This window comes from Stutzerimonas chloritidismutans, assembly GCF_020783375.1.
Classification (GTDB): Bacteria; Pseudomonadota; Gammaproteobacteria; order Pseudomonadales; family Pseudomonadaceae; genus Stutzerimonas; species Stutzerimonas kunmingensis.
In genome coordinates, this window is the sequence record NZ_CP086067.1 from 4,181,798 (window position 1) to 4,200,817 (window position 19,020).

22 protein-coding genes and 1 tRNA gene are annotated in these 19,020 nt (G+C 62.3%); 6 read left to right on the top strand and 17 right to left on the bottom strand.

Annotated elements, in window-relative coordinates:
* Positions 1-18: 18 nt before the first annotated feature.
* Positions 19-114 (top strand) — tRNA-Sec (locus LLJ08_RS19630).
* 38 nt (positions 115-152) lie between these two features.
* Here the strand turns inward: LLJ08_RS19630 and LLJ08_RS19635 are convergent.
* The 6 genes from LLJ08_RS19635 to LLJ08_RS19660 all read right to left on the bottom strand — a co-directional run bounded on the left by LLJ08_RS19635 (position 153) and on the right by LLJ08_RS19660 (position 3,802).
* Complete coding sequence (locus tag LLJ08_RS19635; protein ID WP_228207753.1) at positions 153-1,181, bottom strand: phage integrase; 1,029 nt, start codon at positions 1,179-1,181, stop codon at positions 153-155.
* A gap of 72 nt (positions 1,182-1,253) precedes the next feature.
* The gene (locus LLJ08_RS19640; RefSeq protein WP_228207754.1) at positions 1,254-2,534 is read right to left on the bottom strand and encodes a hypothetical protein; all 1,281 of its coding nucleotides are present in this window, start codon (positions 2,532-2,534) and stop codon (positions 1,254-1,256) included.
* Positions 2,535-2,602: 68 nt separating this feature from the next.
* Positions 2,603-2,881: a hypothetical protein gene (locus LLJ08_RS19645; RefSeq protein WP_228208964.1), complete on the bottom strand. Its 279-nt coding sequence runs from the start codon at positions 2,879-2,881 to the stop codon at positions 2,603-2,605.
* 108 nt (positions 2,882-2,989) lie between these two features.
* Positions 2,990-3,379 carry a hypothetical protein gene (locus LLJ08_RS19650; protein WP_228207755.1) on the bottom strand — a complete coding sequence of 130 codons (390 nt, stop codon included), beginning with the start codon at positions 3,377-3,379 and terminating at the stop codon, positions 2,990-2,992.
* The gene (locus LLJ08_RS19655) at positions 3,372-3,587 is read right to left on the bottom strand and encodes a hypothetical protein (protein WP_045666264.1); all 216 of its coding nucleotides are present in this window, start codon (positions 3,585-3,587) and stop codon (positions 3,372-3,374) included. Before LLJ08_RS19655 ends, LLJ08_RS19650 begins: the two co-directional genes overlap by 8 nt.
* Positions 3,584-3,802, bottom strand: a complete 219-nt coding sequence (locus LLJ08_RS19660; RefSeq protein WP_179485753.1) for a DNA-binding protein — start codon at positions 3,800-3,802, stop codon at positions 3,584-3,586. Before LLJ08_RS19660 ends, LLJ08_RS19655 begins: the two co-directional genes overlap by 4 nt.
* 121 nt (positions 3,803-3,923) lie before the next feature.
* Here LLJ08_RS19660 and LLJ08_RS19665 point away from each other — a divergent pair, with 121 nt between their 5' ends.
* On the top strand, positions 3,924-4,190 hold the full coding sequence (locus tag LLJ08_RS19665) for a DNA-binding protein (protein ID WP_228207756.1): 267 nt from the start codon (positions 3,924-3,926) through the stop codon (positions 4,188-4,190).
* A 117-nt stretch (positions 4,191-4,307) separates the two neighbouring features.
* On the opposite strand, the gene LLJ08_RS19670 is transcribed toward LLJ08_RS19665, so the two are convergent.
* The 3 genes from LLJ08_RS19670 to LLJ08_RS19680 all read right to left on the bottom strand — a co-directional run bounded on the left by LLJ08_RS19670 (position 4,308) and on the right by LLJ08_RS19680 (position 6,170).
* Positions 4,308-4,982: a hypothetical protein gene (locus LLJ08_RS19670; RefSeq protein ID WP_228207757.1), complete on the bottom strand. Its 675-nt coding sequence runs from the start codon at positions 4,980-4,982 to the stop codon at positions 4,308-4,310.
* A 69-nt stretch (positions 4,983-5,051) separates the two neighbouring features.
* Positions 5,052-5,531, bottom strand: coding sequence for a hypothetical protein (locus LLJ08_RS19675; protein WP_228207758.1), 480 nt, complete (start codon positions 5,529-5,531; stop codon positions 5,052-5,054).
* A 192-nt stretch (positions 5,532-5,723) separates the two neighbouring features.
* A complete protein-coding gene (locus LLJ08_RS19680) occupies positions 5,724-6,170 on the bottom strand; it encodes a DUF695 domain-containing protein (protein WP_228207759.1) in 447 nt (148 codons plus the stop codon).
* A 494-nt stretch (positions 6,171-6,664) separates the two neighbouring features.
* On the opposite strand from LLJ08_RS19680, the gene LLJ08_RS19685 reads away from it, so the two are divergent.
* The gene (locus LLJ08_RS19685) at positions 6,665-6,982 is read left to right on the top strand and encodes a hypothetical protein (protein ID WP_031297438.1); all 318 of its coding nucleotides are present in this window, start codon (positions 6,665-6,667) and stop codon (positions 6,980-6,982) included.
* A gap of 95 nt (positions 6,983-7,077) precedes the next feature.
* Here the strand turns inward: LLJ08_RS19685 and LLJ08_RS19690 are convergent, their stop codons facing one another.
* Positions 7,078-7,542: a glycine cleavage system protein H gene (locus LLJ08_RS19690; RefSeq protein ID WP_228207760.1), complete on the bottom strand. Its 465-nt coding sequence runs from the start codon at positions 7,540-7,542 to the stop codon at positions 7,078-7,080.
* Positions 7,539-7,913 carry a DsrE family protein gene (locus LLJ08_RS19695; protein ID WP_228207761.1) on the bottom strand — a complete coding sequence of 125 codons (375 nt, stop codon included), beginning with the start codon at positions 7,911-7,913 and terminating at the stop codon, positions 7,539-7,541. The genes LLJ08_RS19690 and LLJ08_RS19695 overlap by 4 nt, the downstream gene beginning before the upstream one ends.
* 149 nt (positions 7,914-8,062) lie before the next feature.
* Between LLJ08_RS19695 and cfaB the strand changes: the two genes are divergently transcribed.
* Positions 8,063-9,244, top strand: a complete 1,182-nt coding sequence (gene cfaB, locus LLJ08_RS19700) for a C17 cyclopropane fatty acid synthase CfaB (RefSeq protein WP_228207762.1) — start codon at positions 8,063-8,065, stop codon at positions 9,242-9,244.
* Between the two features lie 39 nt (positions 9,245-9,283).
* On the opposite strand, the gene LLJ08_RS19705 is transcribed toward cfaB, so the two are convergent.
* The 3 genes from LLJ08_RS19705 to LLJ08_RS19715 all read right to left on the bottom strand — a co-directional run bounded on the left by LLJ08_RS19705 (position 9,284) and on the right by LLJ08_RS19715 (position 13,144).
* Positions 9,284-10,135, bottom strand: coding sequence for a universal stress protein (locus LLJ08_RS19705; RefSeq protein WP_041015409.1), 852 nt, complete (start codon positions 10,133-10,135; stop codon positions 9,284-9,286).
* A 14-nt stretch (positions 10,136-10,149) separates the two neighbouring features.
* Positions 10,150-11,637 carry a SulP family inorganic anion transporter gene (locus tag LLJ08_RS19710; RefSeq protein ID WP_228207763.1) on the bottom strand — a complete coding sequence of 496 codons (1,488 nt, stop codon included), beginning with the start codon at positions 11,635-11,637 and terminating at the stop codon, positions 10,150-10,152.
* Between the two features lie 292 nt (positions 11,638-11,929).
* On the bottom strand, positions 11,930-13,144 hold the full coding sequence (locus tag LLJ08_RS19715) for a cyclic di-GMP phosphodiesterase (protein WP_228207764.1): 1,215 nt from the start codon (positions 13,142-13,144) through the stop codon (positions 11,930-11,932).
* A 201-nt stretch (positions 13,145-13,345) separates the two neighbouring features.
* Here LLJ08_RS19715 and LLJ08_RS19720 point away from each other — a divergent pair, with 201 nt between their 5' ends.
* Positions 13,346-15,109, top strand: coding sequence for a sensor histidine kinase (locus tag LLJ08_RS19720; RefSeq protein WP_228207765.1), 1,764 nt, complete (start codon positions 13,346-13,348; stop codon positions 15,107-15,109).
* Positions 15,110-15,140: 31 nt separating this feature from the next.
* Positions 15,141-16,484 (top strand): sigma-54-dependent transcriptional regulator, encoded by a 1,344-nt coding sequence (locus LLJ08_RS19725; RefSeq protein ID WP_041015412.1) that lies wholly within the window; start codon positions 15,141-15,143, stop codon positions 16,482-16,484.
* Positions 16,485-16,762: 278 nt separating this feature from the next.
* Here LLJ08_RS19725 and LLJ08_RS19730 read toward each other — a convergent pair whose 3' ends face one another.
* The 3 genes from LLJ08_RS19730 to LLJ08_RS19740 form a co-directional block, all read right to left on the bottom strand.
* Entirely contained in the window at positions 16,763-18,004 is a 1,242-nt protein-coding gene (locus LLJ08_RS19730) for an RNA polymerase sigma factor (protein ID WP_041015413.1), read from the bottom strand.
* A gap of 2 nt (positions 18,005-18,006) precedes the next feature.
* The gene (locus LLJ08_RS19735) at positions 18,007-18,363 is read right to left on the bottom strand and encodes a YciI family protein (RefSeq protein ID WP_023444787.1); all 357 of its coding nucleotides are present in this window, start codon (positions 18,361-18,363) and stop codon (positions 18,007-18,009) included.
* 88 nt (positions 18,364-18,451) lie between these two features.
* Positions 18,452-18,910: a YybH family protein gene (locus LLJ08_RS19740; protein WP_228207766.1), complete on the bottom strand. Its 459-nt coding sequence runs from the start codon at positions 18,908-18,910 to the stop codon at positions 18,452-18,454.
* Positions 18,911-19,020 lie beyond the last annotated feature (110 nt).

The following is a 19,020-nucleotide window of genomic DNA, read 5'->3' on the forward strand; positions in this document are numbered from 1 at the left end:
CACATCAAAACCAGATAAGGAAGGCAATCGCACCCGGTGGTGCGGCCGGGCTTCAAACCCGGTTGGGGGCGGCAGCCGCTCCCGGGTGAGTTCGACTCTCACTGCCTTCCGCCAATTCCCGCTCTGAAAGCCCCGAACTACGAGGCCTCCAGCTACTCCACCGGAGCGGCATCGGCTTGGGTGTCGAAGAAGTGTCGAAAACCCCGAATCGGGCCGAGCTTGATCACATCCTTCAGATAATCCGGCGCGAGGTGTGCGTAGCGCATCGTCATGTTCAGCGAGGCGTGGCCGAGGACTTTTTGCAGGGTGAGGATGTTGCCGCCGTTCATCATGAAGTGAGAGGCGAACGTGTGTCGCAGGACGTGCGTCTTCTGGCCGACTGGTAGCTTCAGGCCAGACATTTTCACCGCGTAGTCGAAGCTGTCGCGGCAGTTGGTGAACAGGCCGTGTTCCTGGAAGTGCTGGTGAATGCGGTCATGCAATGCCTGATCGATCGGCACGGAGCGTCGGCGCTTGCCCTTGGTGTTCACGAACAGCACGTGACCATCCCTCACCCGTTCCGGTCGTAGCGCTTGTGCTTCTCCCCAGCGGCAGCCCGTAGCGAGGCACACGGTGGCGACCATGTACGTGTGAGGCGTGCGGCAGTGTTCCTGGATGGCGCGAAACAGCCGGTCGATATGGGCATCACTCAGGTACGTCAGTTCGCGTTCCTGGAGCTTGAGCGGCTTTACCGAGGCCAGTGGGTTTTCATAGTCGATCTCGCCCAGCTGGCGCAGCACGTTGAACACCGAGCACAGGTAGCCGAACTGGATGTTCACCGTTTTGCCGCTGATGCCGGAGGCGAGTCGTGCAGCACGGTAGGCCGTATATATCGCACCGTTCAGTTGGCTGGCGACCGGGTTGCCCATTTCGCGGGCCATGCGGTTCAGTACCAGCTCAGTGCGGTGAATGTCGCTCAGGCCATGTCCGTGCAGCAGTCGCCAGCGTCCGATCAGCTCAAGCAGTTTGCGCCGGTCCCTGGGCTTGGGCGTCCAGTCTGGCTTGTCGATCACCTTGGCACGACAGGTCGCCTCGAATCGCAACGCCTCGGCCTTGGTCTTCACCGTCTTGCGGAAGCGCTTGCCCTTCACCGGCTCTACATCGACTTTCCAGCGGCCATCCGGCAGTTGCTCAATCGCCATGGCCATCACCGCCTTGGCCGGGAGCAGCTACGGCAGCCTGTTTGGCTTGTTTGTGTGTCTGACAAACAAACATCAGATCGCCCTGCCCCACCTCACATGCCGCTCCTCGAGCAGGTTCTTGATGTGCTTGTACAGATCCCGCTCGGTCATGTCCTTGGCGGCGTAGTGGTCGCGGATGACCGGCCAGCAATCCCATTGCTTTAGGGTCTCGAATGCCTTCTTAGCGCCCACTCGCTCCCTTGCCAGCAGGCTTACGAAGTTTCCCAGAAACAGCTCCACGTTCTTGCCTGAGAAGCCTCGAGAGGTCTTGTAGTACCGCTTGTACTCCGTCTCATCGACCAGGGAATCGACCGGCAGATCGACCCGTGCGTCTTCACGCAGCAGCGTCCAGATGGGTTCGAAGTAGCCGGGCCGGGCGAGCAGCTTGAATTGACTCATGCCGTAACGCCACAGGCCTTCCAGATGGGCCGAGAAAGCGGCAAAAGAGTCCGTATCGATGGCTTGGCCGGTCTTCACGTCGGTCGAGCCGCTGGCGAACTGCTGGATGACGGAATGGTGATAACGCAGCTCGACGCGCCACACGTCCTGGGCTGGGTTGTAGTTCTCCGGGTCCTTTGCATCGAACGAATCCCGGCGACGCCAGACACTTTCCCAGTAGTCGAGCTTGTCATGGGCGCGGGCTTGCAGCGTCTTGTTATAGATCCCGAGCTGTACGCCACCGGCTGAGCCGAACAGGAAGGATTGACCCTTGCCGTAGGTCGCCGCTTCCATGGTCCACTGGATCTCCTTGATGCCCGAGATATCGCGGTTGGCACGTGCACGGCAGTGCATGCGGGCCGTCAGGTCGGCTGGAGGCGTCCAGCCTTGCAGATCCAACGCGAGGTGCACGGCACACTGATTGCGCTCCCGGTGTGTCATCACGGCGGCAGCGTAGTAATCCATGCGTTCCTGGAGCCGTTCCGGCGACAGCGCGTCGATGGCGTGCGGTGACACTTCGATTTTCAGGTGCGGGCCGATCTGTTCCAGCTTGGCGTTGAAGTTCTTGATGAGCAGGATGAACCCAAGGTCAGCGTTCTGGAGCTTGTACTGGTAGCCCGAGTCCCGGCCCACACGCCCGGCGTGCCAGATCTCTCCGGCGAACTCGACCATCGCGCCCGGCTTCTCGAACAGCGCCATGATCTCGGGGCGGATCAGCCCGCGGTACAGCTGGCGGACCGTATCGACGCCGCAGCGGAGTAAACGGACCTTGGACAGATCCACGAATGCCGCCGTGCCTGGATCGACGAACAGACGCCCGTTGCGATCTTCACGGGCAAGCATGTCTAGGCGGAGAAAATCCTTTGGTTTGCTCATTTGGTTCACTTCCTAATGCTGACTAATGCGGTAGTTAATCTGTATTTATCTGACGTGCTACAGGGACGTCAGCGCGGAGGCGCGCGCTGGCTGCGCACGCTCACGCGCCTCGTCCCTCGGCACGTGTGAGAGTGCTCGGCCAGCGCGCAGCAAGGGCTATCGATACGGGTCACCGGGTCGGTGAAAGACGTGGTCGGATCATCAGGACAGGTCTGTTCCTGGATGAAGGTCATCAGGGGGCGGTCAGGCGGCGGTGTGCTGACCCAGGCGAGGTAGAGCGCGAGGCTGGCCAGCGCGAACAGGTGGGGAGGTTTGAGATCGGCGCGGCGCGCGAGGACGAATAACACCAAGGGCGCCGCCCTTGTCATCCCGCTCTTGCCGCCGAGGGCTCGGGAGCGTGGGGTGGAGAAGCTACCCCACACTCCCAGCGATAGGCTTTTCATATTCGTGCAGGGTCAAGGGTGCGCTGCGCCCGTGCTTCCGTTCGACGGGACGGTGAAGCTGTCCCGACGAGCCGGGAGCGCGGCCCCTGACCTCCCGGCATTAGGGAGGGCAATACGGTCCAGTACGTTGCCGGAACCATGCCGGTCGCGGTGCCGCATCACCCTGATGGTGAAAATGTCCATGAACGGGATTTCGCTCGGCGTGCGCCCGTCACTGGTGAAGCTCATGGTCATGAAGTAGGGATAATCCCAGACCCCTTCCTTCTCCAGCACCACGCCAACGACGTGCACGCAGCACCAGTAAGGCGGTTCGTCTTCGTCCATGTACAGCTCCATCAACACGGATTCACCGATGTAGGCCATGGCGGCTTCTGTATTCAGGGTGATGCCGGGCTTACGCATGGCTGTAGTCTCCTTCCTTAAACTCCTTTTTGCCTTTCTTCAGGTCGGCCCGCAGGCGCGCCAGGTTGACCATGCGGAAGTCCGCAAGGCGCATAGTCGGAATGGTGCCGGTGGCGGCCCAGTCGGCGGCCTCTTCGACGGACACCCCACTCATTTCGGCGAAGGTCTTGAGGCTGCACAGGTCGAGGCTGTCGTCTGCCTTGCTCATAGCGTCCACTCCTGTTCGAGGAGCTGCTGCTGTAGCAGGGCGACGTTGACCATCGTGCGCTTGCCTACCTTCTTCGAAGGCAGATAGCCACGGTCCAACCAGGTGCGCACCACGATGGGTTCATCGCCCATGCCGATCCACTCGGCGAACTTCGGCCACGGCATCAGGGGCGGGGCGCCATGCAGCTTTTGCGGGTCAAAACCTTCCGTATCCATCCGCTTTACTCCACTATGTTCGGCTTTGATAACCAATCAATAAATGGGTAACAACTACCCATGGAGCGATTGTTACCCATCTTGCATGATGGAGCAATAGCTACTCAGGAAAATTTTCTGCATGCACAGCGCATCCGATAGAGCACGCGCGTTGCTCAAGCTGATCGGCCCCAAGCGGGCGAGCGAACAAGGTGGTGATTACGAGCGCTGGCGGAACGTCAGCAAAGGCGCGGTACGCGTAAGCGCAGACGAGATAGACGTACTGGTGAAGATCTACCCCCAATACGCCCTATGGCTAGCCAGCGGACAGATTGCCCCGGAGATCGGCCAGACCAGCCCGACCTATGACGAGGCCAACCGAAACTTGAGCCAACCCAGCGCGGGATAGCAATCACACGGAAAGTAGCTAGGCGATGGTATGCCCGAGCGCAGGGAGCCAGGTTGAAGTAGCAGCACTAACGCCTGAATAAACCGCACCGCGAAACGGCGTCGGCTTGAAAACTTGTTAAGCGCTAAGAGCTTTATACTTGAAGGTTTCATAAGGACCGTTGTGAGCAATCGTAATTGATGAGTTACGACGCTCCCGCAGTTTCTCCTCAACCTCACTAGAGCGCATATTGTAGTGACGTTTATCAAGGAAGCCTACGGAGCATAACTTTGGGTGTCTAAGCAGTGGAGACAGATCGCCACTAATAACTTTTGTTTCTACAAACCTGAAATCTAAGAGGTTTGGGAAGCAGTTAAGAAACTCTAGGTCTTGCAAGGGGGCGCAGTTATTCAAGCATAGCACCTTAAGCTGAGAGAGCCCCATAACCTCTTGGCCTAACGGAAACTTCTTTGCCTGGGTGATATTCAGCCACTCCAAAGAATCGGCGACTTCAGAAATACCACCATCGCTTTGAAGCTTGAGACAGTAATCAAGCTCCAGCCTCTTCACCTTTCCCAGAGAGGATAAGCCCTTAAGTGAAGTGATGTTGGCCATAGTGAGTTGAAGATACTTAACGCTTCCTTTGACGGGAAAATCTTCCAGACTATTAAGAACTGACTTGAAGCCTCTAACAAAAAGGTAGCTGCCGCCACCCAGAGAGCCCTTAGCAGAGGGGCTCACGCTAAGATCAGCAATCCAGAGCTCACTGGGCGGAAGCTGATCAGTCCAGATTGTGTTGTATGTCCAATCCATTTTTTAAAGCCTTTGCTCTTAGTGCTTAACACAGTGCAGCGGAACAAACTGTCCAAATAGCAATACTTGTTAAATTTTTGCCCCATCCCAGTATTCTCTATTTGCCAAAACAGCATCAATAATCTGGAGGTCAGCAATCGCGGTTACCTGGGGAGGCTCCGGAAAATCGTGCTTCGCATGCCAACCTTCTGCTTCAAATCGACCTTGGTCAACAGGAATAAAATGGCCGTCAAGATAAATGTAATTTCGACCGGGCTCAATGTGCTCCATCATTTCCTTCATTAAATCGATCCATTCGGTGATCTCTTCTTCGCTAGGCTCTTTTTTGCTATAACCGAAAAGATCTTCTTTGGCAATTTCATCCCACGTTTTTTCAAGTTCAACACCTGTAGCAAAGGTAAAGGCCTTTCGACATTTTGTGCATGAAAACAGCCAGCCGCAGCCGCACCACGGACAATCGAGTTGTCCGGGAGCGCCAACTAATGACTCCTCGCAATTACAGTGCGAGATTAACTCGTCATTCTTCTTTACTAAATAGATGATACTCAATTAGTACTCCTTGAGGCCTAACGTTTGTTCATGAGGCGGGCTTAAGCCTTCACGTGTTCGGATAGCAGGAGCGATATCTGAAGCTTTGACGTTCACGCAGTATTCCTTCCGTAGCTCTAACGACGGCAGCAGGGGTGACTTTGTAGTGAAGACGAAGCCGCAGCGGAAAAGCCATCGCTGTGGTTGCGCTTGTTAGGCATTTCGCCTCTCGATTTGTACTAACCCATTTGGACCTGGATAAAGCACATCGAAATAGTGGTTCCAATTAGGATCTGCTTTCTCCCCGACTTGGTACAGAAACTTGGGCTCCTCTCCAATGAACCCTCTGAAAAAATCCTTAACGGAGGTTTCCTCCGGTATGTAGAAATAAAATTCTCGTCTGCCTTGGGTGGTAATTCGACCCACATATTCTGTTCGAGAGCCAGACAAGTAGATGACTAAGTCATCCTCATGCGCGTTCAATCTGTCGAAATCCTCATCACTGCTAAGCCCATCTGTTCGAGGATGATTCATCTTTATCCAGTACCAAGCCAGCTTGGGTCGACAGGGGTCTGGTGCCTTGTCGGCGAAAGAGAAATCCAAATATATGGAAGCAATTTGCTCATTAATATGAGCCTGGTAGAAATTCCAGTTTTCCATTCGAGCGCCATTCCGCCTGGTGCTTAACTATAATTAGACACTAATTCGTGTATGAGACTTCGAACGGCCATGGTGTATAAAATCTCGCGCGCTTCTCTTCCGAGGCCCTAGTCCGGCTTTCTCAGGAAAGAAAAAATCTTTATACACGAGCTTCGAGAAGCCTGAAATCTTTCCAAATCCACAGGTTGCACTGCGTGCGACCTTGAGCACCCTTTGCACTCTCAACGTGTCGATAAAGTGTCGAAATCAATGCGGTCGAGAGCGGAACAAAGCTGCCACGCACATGCCGCAGGCCTAACAAAGCCGAAGACTGCCAGTCACTGCAGGCCCAAAAAACGGGTTCGACTCTCACTGCCTTCCGCCATCTACACCCTCTACCCATCGCCACCGCCCTGCGACAGCCCGCCTCACTTCGCAATATCAAAAAGCCATCGCGCTCTAGCGCGAAGCGCGTCACAATCGCGGTTTTTCTTTCCAGGGATAGGAGAGGTGTCGTGGGAAACCCGCCAGATGAGCGCCGTGCATTACACGCGCTGCGTGACCATATCGATTGCCTGCTGGCTGAAGGTGCATCCCTCGTCGGGCGTGACCCGGTGCAGCTGAGCTTTCAGGGCCGGACGCTGACAGTGCAGCACGGCATGCTGGTCAACGAGAGCGGCCATCAGGATCTGATCGAGACGCTGGCCGAGCTGGAGTGGACGAACAAGCGCACGCGCAATATGGCGATCGATATCTGCATCCGCCAGCTGGACCACGCGATCAAGGCGAGCTGTGTGAAGGTGCTCGACCTGTCGACACCGGACAAGCCCTGAGCGCCTATCCCGCGTCAATTGCCAGAATTGCGCCCTGGCATAGCGTCGGGGCGGCGGGCTGAAAGCCTCCGCTCCTAACCCACCTCAAGCGCCCGCTATTTCCATTGCAACGCCTGCACATGGGCGTTGGCGGGGTCGAAGTTGTCAAGCCGCATGCGTTCGGCGATGGAGGCTTCGGCGGCTTCGCCCAGTGGGAATTGGTCGCGCACGGTGACCCAGTCCGCGGGTTGCAGGCGGACCATCCAGCCCTCCCCATAACAATCCTGATTGATCAGCGCCGGACGCTGTAGCAGTGCTTCGTTCGCCGTCAGCAGTTCACCGCTCACCGGGCTGCGCGCCGACGAGGCGGCCTTGGCAAATTCCACTACACCGAAGCTGCGGTCGCGCTCGATACGTGCGCCGACGCGCTTGGGGGTGAAAGCGAAGATCTGGCCGTACAGCGCGCAGCCGTATGCGGTCAGGCCGATGGTCAGGCTGCCGTCGGCCTCCTCGCGCAGCCACAGGCTGTGCTCCGGGGCGTAGCGCAGCGAATCGGGGAATTCCAGGCCGTGCACATTCATAGGGTCAGCACCCGTTCGTATTCGAGGATCATCTGCGCCAGTTCGCCGCCGCTGGAGATTTCATCCAGCTCGGCGATCAGCGTGGCGGGGTCGAGCTGAACCCCGGGCTGGCGACACATCAGCAAGCGCGCGCCAGCCTGCTTGGCGTTGCGGATGAAGTGCAACAGCGGCTCGCCACCTTCCACCGCGCGCAGCGATTCGGCCACCTCGCGGCGCGCCAACTGCGTGCCTTCACCGGTGAGGTAGAGGGTTACCTCGGCATCCATGCAGGCCAGCAGCGTGGCGATATGAAAAGGCGCGGCGCAGCGCGCCGGGGTACTGGGGCCGCTGGCGACCAGAATCAGTACGCGTTGTGAATCGTTGTGTTTCATAAGCCCTCATGCGGTAGCCCGGCGAGTTAAGCCGTCAAATGCACGTTCGCCGCCGTTCGAACCATAGCGCGAAACTATCATCACCATAGCCTACCGGTTGCCGTTTGATGGTCTAGGATTTTCTTCGTGCACTGAAAAGGAGATCGAGCATGTTGGCAACCTTGCTACCGGCCCTTAAAGAACTCGCCCTGCCGTTGAAGCTGCAGCTATGGGATGGCAACGAGATCGAGATCGGCCCTACTCCCTGCGTCACGCTGGTGATCAAGGATCCCAGCCTTGTTACCCGGCTGAGGCAGCCGAGCCTGGACGTGCTCGGCGCGGCCTACGTCGAGGGGCAGATCGACCTGCTTGGGCCAGTGGGTGAGGTCATTCGGATCGGCGATGTGATCACAAGGGCGCTGGGCCAGGACGATTTTCCGCTGCCTTCGCGCGAGGCGCATGACAAGGCGACCGACGCCGAAGCCATTTCCTATCACTACGACCTGTCCAACGATTTCTATCGGCTCTGGCTGGACAGGGACATGGTCTATTCCTGCGCCTATTTCGAAACCGGCAGCGAGGACCTGGAACAGGCGCAGCAGGCCAAGCTGCGCCACCTATGCCGCAAATTGCGGCTCAAGCCTGGCGAGCGCCTGCTGGATGTCGGCTGCGGCTGGGGCGGCCTGGCTCGCTATGCCGCACGCGAGTTCGGCGCGAAGGTGTTCGGCATCACCTTGAGCCGCGAGCAGCTCGAACTGGCTCGCGAACGGGTGGCCGCGGAAGGCCTAGCAAAGCAGATCACTCTGGAGCTGATGGACTACCGCGATCTGCCGCAGGATGGCCGCTTCGACAAGGTGGTCAGCGTCGGCATGTTCGAGCATGTCGGCCACGCCAACCTGCCGCTGTACTGCCAGCGGCTGTTCGACGCCGTGCGCCCCGGCGGGCTGGTGATGAACCACGGCATCACCGCCCGGCACATCGACGGCCGCCCGGTCGGGCATGGCGCCGGCGAGTTCATCAACCGCTACGTATTCCCCCACGGCGAGCTGCCGCATCTGGTGAACATCAGCAGCTGCATCAGCGATGCCGGGCTGGAAATCGTCGACGTGGAAAGCCTGCGCCTGCACTACGCGCGTACGCTGGAATTCTGGAGTGAGCGGCTGGAAGCGCAGCTGGAGCAGGCAAAACGGATGGTTCCCGAACGCGCGTTGCGCATCTGGCGCCTCTATCTGGCCGGTTGCGCCTACGGCTTCCGCCACAACTGGATCAACCTGCACCAGATCCTCGCCAGCAAGCCGCTGGCGGATGGCTCACACGAGCTGCCCTGGAGCCGGGCGGACCTTTATAGCTGACGGCTGCCGCGCCCGAGACGGGCGCGCAGCGGATGGCGATCAGCGCAGCAACAGCAGCGGCGTGGATGTGGTGCGGATCATGTTGGTGGTGGTGCTGCCGACGAAAAACTGGCGAATGCGCGAGTGGCCGTAGGCGCCCATCACCAGCAGGTCGATACCGTGCTCGGCCTGATAGGCATGCAGGGTCGGCTCGACTTCACCGGCGCGGATGGCGATTTCCACGTTGAAACCGGCGGTGGTCAGCACGCCGCGGGCATTTTCCAGCTGGGCCTGATTGTCGGCGGTGTCAGCCGCGACCATTACCAGATGAATCGGCATGCCCTTGAACAGCGGGCTGCCGGCGAGCATTTCCACGCCCTTGCGGCTGGTGGCGCTACCGTCGAAGGCGAGCATCACGCTTTGCGGTGCGCTGAAGTCGCCGGGCGCGACCAGGATCGGCCGCTGCATGGTGCGGATGACGTTTTCCAGCTGGCTGCCGATGTGCTGGATGGCATCGCCGCTGTCCTCGCCCTGACGGCCAATGACCAGCAGGCGCGTTTCGTCCTGCAGATCACGCAGGGACTCGACCAGATCACCGTGGCGCTGCCGGCACTCGGGCTGGGCGACGCCGGCGGAGATCGCCCGCTGACGTGCCGAATCGAGCATCATGCGGCCCTCCTCCAGCGCCAGCTTGGCGCGTTTCTCGTCCAGCGTGGCCAGCTCCTGCAGAAGGAATTCGCGGCTGCCGAGGCCGATGATACCGCTCAGGTCGCCCGACACCGGATACTGCTGGCGGTCGAGCACATGCAGCAGCGTCAGGGGCGCATCCAGGCGCTTGCTGGCCCAGGCCGAACAGTCACAAACCGCCGCCGCCTGCGGTGATCCGTCGATACAAGCCATTACGTGGGTCATTGTCGTTCTCCTGGTCAGTGGCTCATGAGCTTGTCGATGGCCTCGGGTTTGTCATGCACACCGAAGCGGTCAACGATGGTCGCGCTGGCTTCGTTCAGACCCAGCACCTCGACCTCGGTGCCTTCGCGGCGGAACTTGATGACCACCTTGTCCAGCGCCGCCACGGCGGTGATGTCCCAGAAATGTGCGCGGGACAGGTCGATGGTGGCCTTGCCAAGCGCTTCCTTGAAATCGAACGCTCCGGTGAATTTGTCCGACGAGCTGAAGAATACCTGCCCGACCACCCTGTAGGTGCGCTGATTGCAGGCGGCATCCAGCTCCGAACCGATGTGCAGGTAGTGGCCGACCTTGTTGGCGAAGAACATCGCCGCCAGCAGCACACCCGCCAGAACACCGTAGGCCAGGTTGTGGGTGAAGACCACCACCACCACGGTGACGACCATGACGATGTTGGTGGAAAGCGGGTAGCGCTTGAGGTTGCGCAGCGAATCCCAGCTGAAGGTGCCGATCGACACCATGATCATCACCGCCACCAGCGCGGCCATGGGGATCTGCCCGACCCAGTCACTCAAGAACACCACCATCAGCAACAGCACCACGCCGGCGATCAGCGTCGACAGGCGCGTGCGGCCGCCGGATTTCACGTTGATCACCGACTGGCCGATCATCGCGCAGCCGGCCATGCCGCCGAACAGGCCGGAGACGATGTTGGAAACGCCCTGCCCTTTGCATTCGCGGTTCTTGTCGCTGCCGGTGTCGGTGAGGTCGTCGACGATGGTCGCGGTCATCAGCGACTCCAGCAGGCCAACCACGGCCAGCGCGGCGGAATACGGGAAGATGATCGCCAGGGTTTCGAAGGTCAGCGGCACTTCCGGCCAGAGGAAGACCGGCAGGGTGTCGGGCAGGTCACCCATGTCGGCGACGGTGCGGATATCCAGGCCCAGGTACATGGCCACGGCGGTCAGGCTGAGAATGCACACCAGTGGCGACGGGATGACCTTGCCGAGCTTCGGCACATAGGGGAACAGGTAGATGATGCCGAGGCCCGCGGCGGTCATGGCGTAGACGTGCCAGGTGACGTCCGTCAGCTCCGGCAGCTGGGCCATGAAGATCAGGATCGCCAGCGCGTTGACGAAGCCGGTGACCACCGAACGCGAGACGAAGCGCATCAGCGAACCCAGGCGCAGGTAGCCGGCGCCGATCTGCAACAGGCCGCAGAGCAGCGTCGCCGCCAGCAGGTACTGCAGGCCGTGCTCGCGCACCAGCGTCACCATCAGCAGCGCCATGGCGCCGGTGGCGGCAGAGATCATACCCGGGCGGCCGCCGACGAAGGCGATCACCACGGCGATACAGAAGGAGGCGTAGAGGCCGACCCGCGGATCGACCCCGGCGATGATGGAGAAGGCGATGGCTTCGGGAATCAGCGCCAGCGCGACGACGAGGCCGGACAGCACATCGCCACGGACGTTGGAGAACCAGTTTTGTTTGATCGTTTGCAGCATCGGACTATCCAGAGCAAAAGCACCACCATGCAGACCACGGGCGGCCGGCAGCGATACAAGGCGAGTTTTTTGGTGTGATTGATTCGGCTGTCAGTCGACGAAACGCACGGACAGCAGCGCACGACCACCCCATGACAGGCAGTCGCAAAGTGACGCGAGGGGGCGCAGCGCTATGGCGGACTAGGCAGCCAGGTCATGGGCATTACGAGCTCTTCTCTGAGCGACTCGCCGGGCGAATCGCATTCGGGGGGCGACATTCTAGTCGCATCGCCCCCCGTTTACGACCGCCAATCTAGGTCCAGAGCGCATCCAGATTGCTGAAGCCCCAGGCCGCGGGGTCTTCGCGGCCGACGATGCGGTCGCTGCATTGCGGGCTGGAGAGGTCCAGCTCCACCGGCACGATCGTCGCGCGGGCGCGGGTGGAATAGAACAGTTTCAGGCGCGGCGCCGTCAGCTGCTGCGCGTTGTGTTCGATGACCACGCCGAGCCGCCCGGACTGCAGCCGTACCAAAGAGCCCAACGGGTAGATGCCCACCGTGCGCACGAAGGCATGCAGGATCTGGGTATCGAAGTGCCCCTGCCACTGCGCCATGCGCGCCAGCGAGCCCGAGGCATCCCAGGCGGTTTTATACGGGCGATCCGAGGTGATGGCGTCATACACGTCGCAGATCGCGCCCATGCGCGCCAGCCGGCTGATCTGCTCGCCGGCCAGCCGGTGCGGATAGCCGGTGCCGTCCATCTTCTCGTGATGATGCAGGCAGACGTCCAGCACTGCGTCGGAGATGGCCGTTCCCGCGCCGAGCAGGATCGCGTGACCACGCTCGGGGTGGCTGCGCATGACGGCGTATTCGTCGTCGCTGAGCTTGCCCGGCTTGTTCAGCACATCCAGCGGCATGGCCATCTTGCCGATGTCGTGCAGCAGCCCGGCAAAGCCGGCTTCCTGGACTTCCTGTTCGCTCAGGCCCAGCTGCCGGCCCAGCGCGACCATCAGCGCGCAGACCGCCACCGAATGCATGTAGGTGTACTCGTCCTTGGTCTTCAGCCGCGCCAGACTGAGCAATGCCGAGCCGTTGCGCGCCAGGGATGCGGAAATCTGCTCGACCAGTGGCAGGCACTGCTGCGGGTCGACGGCCTTGCCCAGGCGCGCCTCGTTGAACAGCGAGGTCACCTGCTGCTTGGAACGCTTGAGCAACTGCGCGGCGCGCTGCATTTCTTCCCGGACGCTGCATTGCTGGGCCGGTGCTGTGGTCGGTCGAGGCGCAATCGGCATGGCGTCGGAGACAGCCTGTGGGGCCTCGGCAGCCGGCGGCGTTGCCGTTTCGACATCGACGCCCTTGCCGGTATCGATCCACAGCGCCTTGACGCCGCTACTGCGCAGCGCCTGCAGGTCGGCGGGGTCGGTCAGCAGAAATTTGCTGCGCCAGAAGGAATGATCGAACCAGCTGCCGTCCAGTGCATGGACGTACATGCCGAAGCGGAGTTGGCTGACAAGGATTTTTCTGAGCAAGGCGGACCTCGACTGGAGCGGCTGGCCGTTCCGTACTAGCGATCCCTGCTGAAGCTGAAAGTAACTCCCCGCAGTATATCGATGATGGCATTATGCCTCTATTGGGGCAGATCAAGACTTTGGTGCTATGCCAAGGCTCGGCGATGCGCCACCGCTGCCGACTATCGCTTACCATCGTCGCGTCCTGTCGCGAGCGTCGTCATGCCAGCACTGTCCAACCGCCTGCGGGTAACCCTGATCGTTGCGCTGATCCTTATCGGCCTGCTGGTGAGCATGCACTGGGCCGGGCGCCTGGCCGAGCAGCGCGCCTGGGCCGAGCGTGCCCAGGAAGCGCAGGGGCAGCTGGAACTCTATGCCCAGGCGATCCACACCCAGGTCGAACGCTTCCGCTCGGTGCCAGCGCTGCTGGCGCTGGACAGCGATATCCAGGCGCTGCTCGCCGAACCGGGCAACCGCGCGCTGCGCCGCCAGCTCAACCAGCGCCTGGAACAGCAGAACCACGCAGCCGGCTCCTCGGTGCTGTACCTGCTCGACCGCGACGGCGAGACCATCGCCGCCAGCAACTGGCGCGACTGGAGCAGCTTCGTCGGCAACAACTACGCCTTCCGCCCATATTTCCGCGATGCGGTGAGCAACGACAGCGGGCGCTACTTCGCCGTCGGCGTCACCACCGGCATTCCCGGCTACTTCCTCTCCAGCTCGGTGAAGAATGCCGACGGCGAGGTGCTCGGCGTGCTGGTGGTCAAGCTCGAGCTGGAAGAGATGCAGCGCGACTGGGTCGGCCAGCCGGGCATCCTGCTGATCGCCGACTCGCTCGATATCGTCATCCTCACCAACCGCCCGGCCTGGCGCTTCCGCTATCTGCGCCCGCTCAGCGACGAGGTGCGCAGCCGCCTGATCGATGCCCGGCGCTACGCCGAACAGACGCTGCAGCCATTGCCGAGCAGCCGCGTGCAGCAACTCGCCGAAGGCAGCGAACGTCGCCTGGTGGATGGCCCGGACGGCCGCCGCGAATACCTCTGGCAACGCCTGGCGCTGCCGGAAGACGACTGGACCCTGCACCTGCTGCACGACCCACAGATGGTGGTCGCCAGCGTGCGCAGCTATCGCCTGGCCGCGGCTGGCGTGTGGATGACGCTGGCCTTTCTGCTGCTCTACCTTGCGCAACGCGGCAAGACCCGCCGCGTCGAACAGCGCAGCCGCAGCGAGCTGGAGCGCCTGGTGCACGAGCGCACCCGTGAGCTGCACACCGCCCAGGACGAACTGGTGCATGCGGCACGCATGGCCGCTCTCGGGCAGATGTCCGCCGCCCTCGCCCACGAGATCAACCAGCCGCTGACCGCATTGCGCATGCAGCTCGCCAGCCTGCGCCTGCTGCTCGACAGCGGCCGCGACGGCGAGGTGCGCGAAGGCCTCGGGCATGTCGAAGGCCTGCTCGAACGCATGGCGGCGCTGACCGGCCACCTGAAGACCTTCGCTCGCAAGAGCCCGGCCGGGCTGCGCCAGCGTCTGAGCCTGGCCGAGGTGCTGGAGCAGGCCCTGCAGCTGCTCTCGCCGCGCATTCGCAGCGAGCAGGTCGAGGTGTTCCGCCAGATACCGGCCGAGGCCGCGGTCAGCGGCGACGCCATCCGGCTCGAGCAGGTGCTGATCAATCTGCTGCACAACGCGCTGGATGCCATGGCCGAGCGCCCGCAGCGACGCCTGCGCATCCTCTGTCAGCTCTACAGTGACCGCTGGCAGCTCAGCGTGGGCGACAACGGCGGCGGTATTGCCAGCGAACATCTGGATCAGGTATTCGAGCCCTTCTTCACCACCAAACCGGTCGGCCAGGGCCTCGGCCTTGGGCTCGCGGTATCCTACGGCATCGTCCGTGAGATGGGCGGCACGCTGGAAGTCAGCAACGACGAGCACGGCGCGGTGTTCACTCTGACGCTGCCGGCTGCCGAAGCGCGCGCCGCCGAGTAAACTGCCGCGACGCGACCGCGAGGAGCAGGCAATGAGCGGGCAGGTAATCTTCATCGACGACGAGGCGGCGATCCGCCAGGCCGTGCAGCAGTGGCTGGAGCTGTCCGGCTTCCAGGTGCGCACCTTCTCCCGCGCGCGCGAGGCGCTGACGGCGCTGGATCGCGACTTTCCCGGGGTGCTAATCAGCGACGTGCGCATGCCCGATCTCGACGGCCTCGGCCTGCTCGAACAGCTGGTGGCGCTGGACGCCGACCTGCCCGTGATCATGGTCACCGGGCACGGCGACGTGCCCATGGCGGTGCAGGCGCTGCGTCAGGGCGCCTACGACTTCATCGAAAAACCCTTCACCCCGGAACGCCTGCTCGACAGCGTGCGCCGTGCCATGGACAAGCGTCGGCTGGTCTGCGAGAACCGCCAGCTGCGCGAGCAGTTCGCCCGCAAGGGGCGTATCGAATCGCAGCTGCTCGGCGTATCACGTGCGATGGTGAACCTGCGCCGGCAGGTGCTGGAGCTGGCCGGTACCGACGTCAACGTGCTGATCCGTGGCGAGACCGGCAGCGGCAAGGAACAGGTCGCGCGCTGCCTGCATGACTTCAGCCCGCGCGCCGGCGGGCCGTTCGTGGCGCTGAACTGCGCGGCGATCCCGGAAACCATCTTCGAGAGCGAGCTGTTCGGTCATGAGAGTGGCGCCTTCACCGGCGCCCAGGGCAAGCGCATCGGCCGCATCGAACACGCCGCCGGCGGCACGTTGTTCCTCGACGAGATTGAAAGCATGCCGCTGGCCCAGCAGGTCAAGCTGCTGCGCGTGCTGCAGGAAAAGACCCTGGAACGCCTGGGTTCGAACCGCAGCATCGAGGTCGACCTGCGGGTGATCAGCGCGGCCAAGCCGGACCTGCTGGAAGAGGTGCGCGGCGGCCGCTTCCGCGAGGACCTGCTGTACCGGCTGAACGTCGCCGAGCTGCACATTCCGCCATTGCGCGAGCGTCGCGAGGACATTCCGCTGCTGTTCGAACACTTCGCCAGCCAGGCCGCCCAGCGCCACGGCCGCGCCGCCCCGCCGGTGACACCCGGCGAGCTGACGCAACTGCTCGCCCATGACTGGCCGGGCAACGTGCGCGAGCTGATCAACGCCGCCGAACGCCACGCCCTCGGCCTCAGCGCGCCGGCCCCGGCGAGCAGCGGCGGCCAGTCGCTGGCCGAGCAGATGGAAGCCTTCGAGGCGCAATGCCTGCACAACGCCCTGCAGCAGTGCAAAGGCAACATCACCGAGGTCATGACCCAGCTGCAGCTGCCACGGCGTACCCTCAACGAGAAGATGCAGCGCCACGGCCTGAGCCGCAGCGACTATTTGCCGGCGGGCAGCACGGATAGCTGAGCAGTTGGCCGAGCTGCAGAACTTCCGGCAGAGGTCCCCGCGCAACGTGCAACGAGCGCCTCGAACGCCGCACCGCAGCTGACCCGCAGGCTTTGTCGCCAGGCCATTCAAGGCTTAGCGGCATTGAACATCAGCATCCAGCTCGCACCCCAAACAAACCCTAGGGCAACCTTGGCCGCGAAGCTTTGTGCCGCCGCCCGGCGGGCTAGAGCATGGGATCAGCGCACCGGTCGCCTTTCGCGGTCGAGACCGCTCCCACAAAAGGTTTCTGGGTACGGTCAGTCGCCCAACTCATCCAGCTGCCGCTGCAGGAAACGCCGTTCGGGCTCCAGCTGCACCAGGCGCAGCGCGCTGCGATAGGCCTCGCGAGCCTCGTCGATACGCGCCAGCCGGCGCAACAGATCGGCGCGGGTGGCGTGGCTGAGGTGATAGTCCTGCAGATCGCCGCGCCCGAGGAGTTCATCCACCAACAGCAGGCCGGCCTCGGGCCCGTCGCGCATGGCCACGGCCACCGCGCGGTTCAGTTCCACCACCGGCGACGGGCTCAACTGCAGCAGCACATCGTAGAGCCGGACGATCTGCGGCCAATCGGTCTGCGCGGCGCTCGGCGCCTCGGCATGCACCGCGACGATGGCGGCCTGCAACGAATAGGGGCCGAACGCGCGACTGGTCAACGCCAGCTGCACCAGCTGCGATCCTTCGGCGATCTGCTGGCGGCTCCACAGGCTGCGGTCCTGCTCATCCAGCCGCACCAGCTCACCGGTAGCATCGGTACGCGCAGCCCGGCGGGCATCGTGCAGCAGCATCAGCGCCAGCAGCCCCATCACCTCGGCGTTGGGCAGCAGCTCGAGGAGCAGTCGGCCCAGGCGAATCGCCTCGGCACAGAGGTCGGCGCGGGTCAGCTCGGCGCCGGCCGATGCGGTGTAGCCCTCGTTGAACACCAGATAGACCACCCGCAGCACGCTCTCCAGCCGCGCCGGCAGCTCGTCGCGCTCGGGCACCCGATACGGCAACCGGGCGTCACGGATCTTCGCCTTGGCGCGCACGATGCGCTGGGCAATGGTGGCCGGCGGCGCAAGAAACGCGCGGGCGATCTCCTCGGTGGTCAGGTCGCAGACTTCACGCAGGGTCAGCGCCACGCGGCCATCGGCCGGCAGGGCCGGGTGGCAGCAGGTGAAGATCAGCCGCAGACGGTCGTCTTCCATCTCATCGACCTCCACCGCCTGCGCCGCGTCTTCCAGCTGTTCGGCCAGCAGCCGCAACGAGGCATCGAAGCGCGCCCGGCGGCGCAGGGCATCGATGGCCTTGAAGCGGCCGGCGGAAACCAGCCAGGCACGCGGATTGTCCGGAATCCCATCGCGCGGCCACTGCTGCAGGGCCGCGGCAAAGGCGTCATGCAAGGCCTCTTCGGCGCGATCGAAGTCGCCCAGCAGACGGATCAGCGTGGCCAACACGCGCCGCGACTCGCTGCGATAGACCGCCTCGACCCGCGCCGCCGTGAAATGTCCGGTCAGCGGCATGCTCAGCGCTGCGGCAGCTGGCGCAACGGCCGGACCTCAACGCAGCCAAGGCTGGCCGGCGGGATCTTCGCCGCGATGGCCTCGGCCTCCTGCTGGTCCGCCGCCTCGATCAGGTAGAAGCCCGCCAGCTGCTCGCGGGTTTCGGCGAAGGGGCCGTCGACCACCGAGGTGACGCCATCACGCACGCGCACCGTGCGCGCAGTGCGCACCGACTGCAGCGGTTCGCCGGCGAGCATGTGGCCGCTGGCGCGCAGCTCCTCGCCGCAACTCACGCAACGCGCGACCAGCGCATGCCACTGTTCGTCGGTCATCGCATCCACACGCTGTTCGTCGTAATAGATCAGGCACAGGTAGTTCATGGCGGGGCTCCGTCTGCCGGCAACTGAGCAAAGCTAGCAGCCATTGAACGACCTCGCCCGATCGCGCGACGAAGACCGCGGGCCTGCCTCAACCGGTCTGTTGCTGCGACGGTGTCTGATCCATGCATACCTGGCCGGTCTGCATGTCGAAGGGCATCGAAAAGTGCTCGTGGATCACCTTCCACTCACCGTTGCGCCGCGCCCAGACCCGCGTGCCGCGCATCCAGGCCGTTTGCATCTCGCCTTCGGCATTGGGTCCGCCACAATGGGTAAGCATGCGGCTGCAGGCCAGCTCGCCGCCGACATCCACATGCAGTTCATGGGTCTCGAAGAAACCTTCGCCCTGGCAGAACTCGAAGCAGCGCTGCCAGTGCGCCCGGTATTCCTCAACGCCCTTGAATTGCAGTGCGCCGACCGCATCGAAGGCGACTACGTCGTCGGCGTACTGCGCCATGATCCGGTCGAGATCTTTGGCCTTGGTGGCCTGTTCGAACGTTTCGTGCAGCTGGCGAATGGCGCTCTCGACCTCGCTGTTCTGGCTATTCATGTCCTTCTCCTCTGATCGGGTGAACGGGGTTCACCAACTAGTCGTCCGGCGACTTCCAGAATCGACAGACCCAATCAGTTTTTTCTACGCAGGCGCGGCCCGCATGCCAG

What these genes read in the sequence shown, in the direction of transcription:
- LLJ08_RS19635 (WP_228207753.1), bottom strand. Translation starts at nt 1,181, where the DNA reads ATGGCGATTGAGCAACTGCCGGATGGCCGCTGGAAAGTCGATGTAGAG.
- LLJ08_RS19640 (WP_228207754.1), bottom strand. Translation starts at nt 2,534, where the DNA reads ATGAGCAAACCAAAGGATTTTCTCCGCCTAGACATGCTTGCCCGTGAA.
- LLJ08_RS19650 (WP_228207755.1), bottom strand. Translation starts at nt 3,379, where the DNA reads ATGCGTAAGCCCGGCATCACCCTGAATACAGAAGCCGCCATGGCCTAC.
- LLJ08_RS19655 (WP_045666264.1), bottom strand. Translation starts at nt 3,587, where the DNA reads ATGAGCAAGGCAGACGACAGCCTCGACCTGTGCAGCCTCAAGACCTTC.
- LLJ08_RS19660 (WP_179485753.1), bottom strand. Translation starts at nt 3,802, where the DNA reads ATGGATACGGAAGGTTTTGACCCGCAAAAGCTGCATGGCGCCCCGCCC.
- LLJ08_RS19665 (WP_228207756.1), top strand. Translation starts at nt 3,924, where the DNA reads ATGCACAGCGCATCCGATAGAGCACGCGCGTTGCTCAAGCTGATCGGC.
- LLJ08_RS19670 (WP_228207757.1), bottom strand. Translation starts at nt 4,982, where the DNA reads ATGGATTGGACATACAACACAATCTGGACTGATCAGCTTCCGCCCAGT.
- LLJ08_RS19680 (WP_228207759.1), bottom strand. Translation starts at nt 6,170, where the DNA reads ATGGAAAACTGGAATTTCTACCAGGCTCATATTAATGAGCAAATTGCT.
- LLJ08_RS19690 (WP_228207760.1), bottom strand. Translation starts at nt 7,542, where the DNA reads ATGAATGTGCACGGCCTGGAATTCCCCGATTCGCTGCGCTACGCCCCG.
- LLJ08_RS19695 (WP_228207761.1), bottom strand. Translation starts at nt 7,913, where the DNA reads ATGAAACACAACGATTCACAACGCGTACTGATTCTGGTCGCCAGCGGC.
- cfaB (WP_228207762.1), top strand. Translation starts at nt 8,063, where the DNA reads ATGTTGGCAACCTTGCTACCGGCCCTTAAAGAACTCGCCCTGCCGTTG.
- LLJ08_RS19705 (WP_041015409.1), bottom strand. Translation starts at nt 10,135, where the DNA reads ATGACCCACGTAATGGCTTGTATCGACGGATCACCGCAGGCGGCGGCG.
- LLJ08_RS19710 (WP_228207763.1), bottom strand. Translation starts at nt 11,637, where the DNA reads ATGCTGCAAACGATCAAACAAAACTGGTTCTCCAACGTCCGTGGCGAT.
- LLJ08_RS19720 (WP_228207765.1), top strand. Translation starts at nt 13,346, where the DNA reads ATGCCAGCACTGTCCAACCGCCTGCGGGTAACCCTGATCGTTGCGCTG.
- LLJ08_RS19725 (WP_041015412.1), top strand. Translation starts at nt 15,141, where the DNA reads ATGAGCGGGCAGGTAATCTTCATCGACGACGAGGCGGCGATCCGCCAG.
- LLJ08_RS19730 (WP_041015413.1), bottom strand. Translation starts at nt 18,004, where the DNA reads ATGCCGCTGACCGGACATTTCACGGCGGCGCGGGTCGAGGCGGTCTAT.
- LLJ08_RS19735 (WP_023444787.1), bottom strand. Translation starts at nt 18,363, where the DNA reads ATGAACTACCTGTGCCTGATCTATTACGACGAACAGCGTGTGGATGCG.
- LLJ08_RS19740 (WP_228207766.1), bottom strand. Translation starts at nt 18,910, where the DNA reads ATGAATAGCCAGAACAGCGAGGTCGAGAGCGCCATTCGCCAGCTGCAC.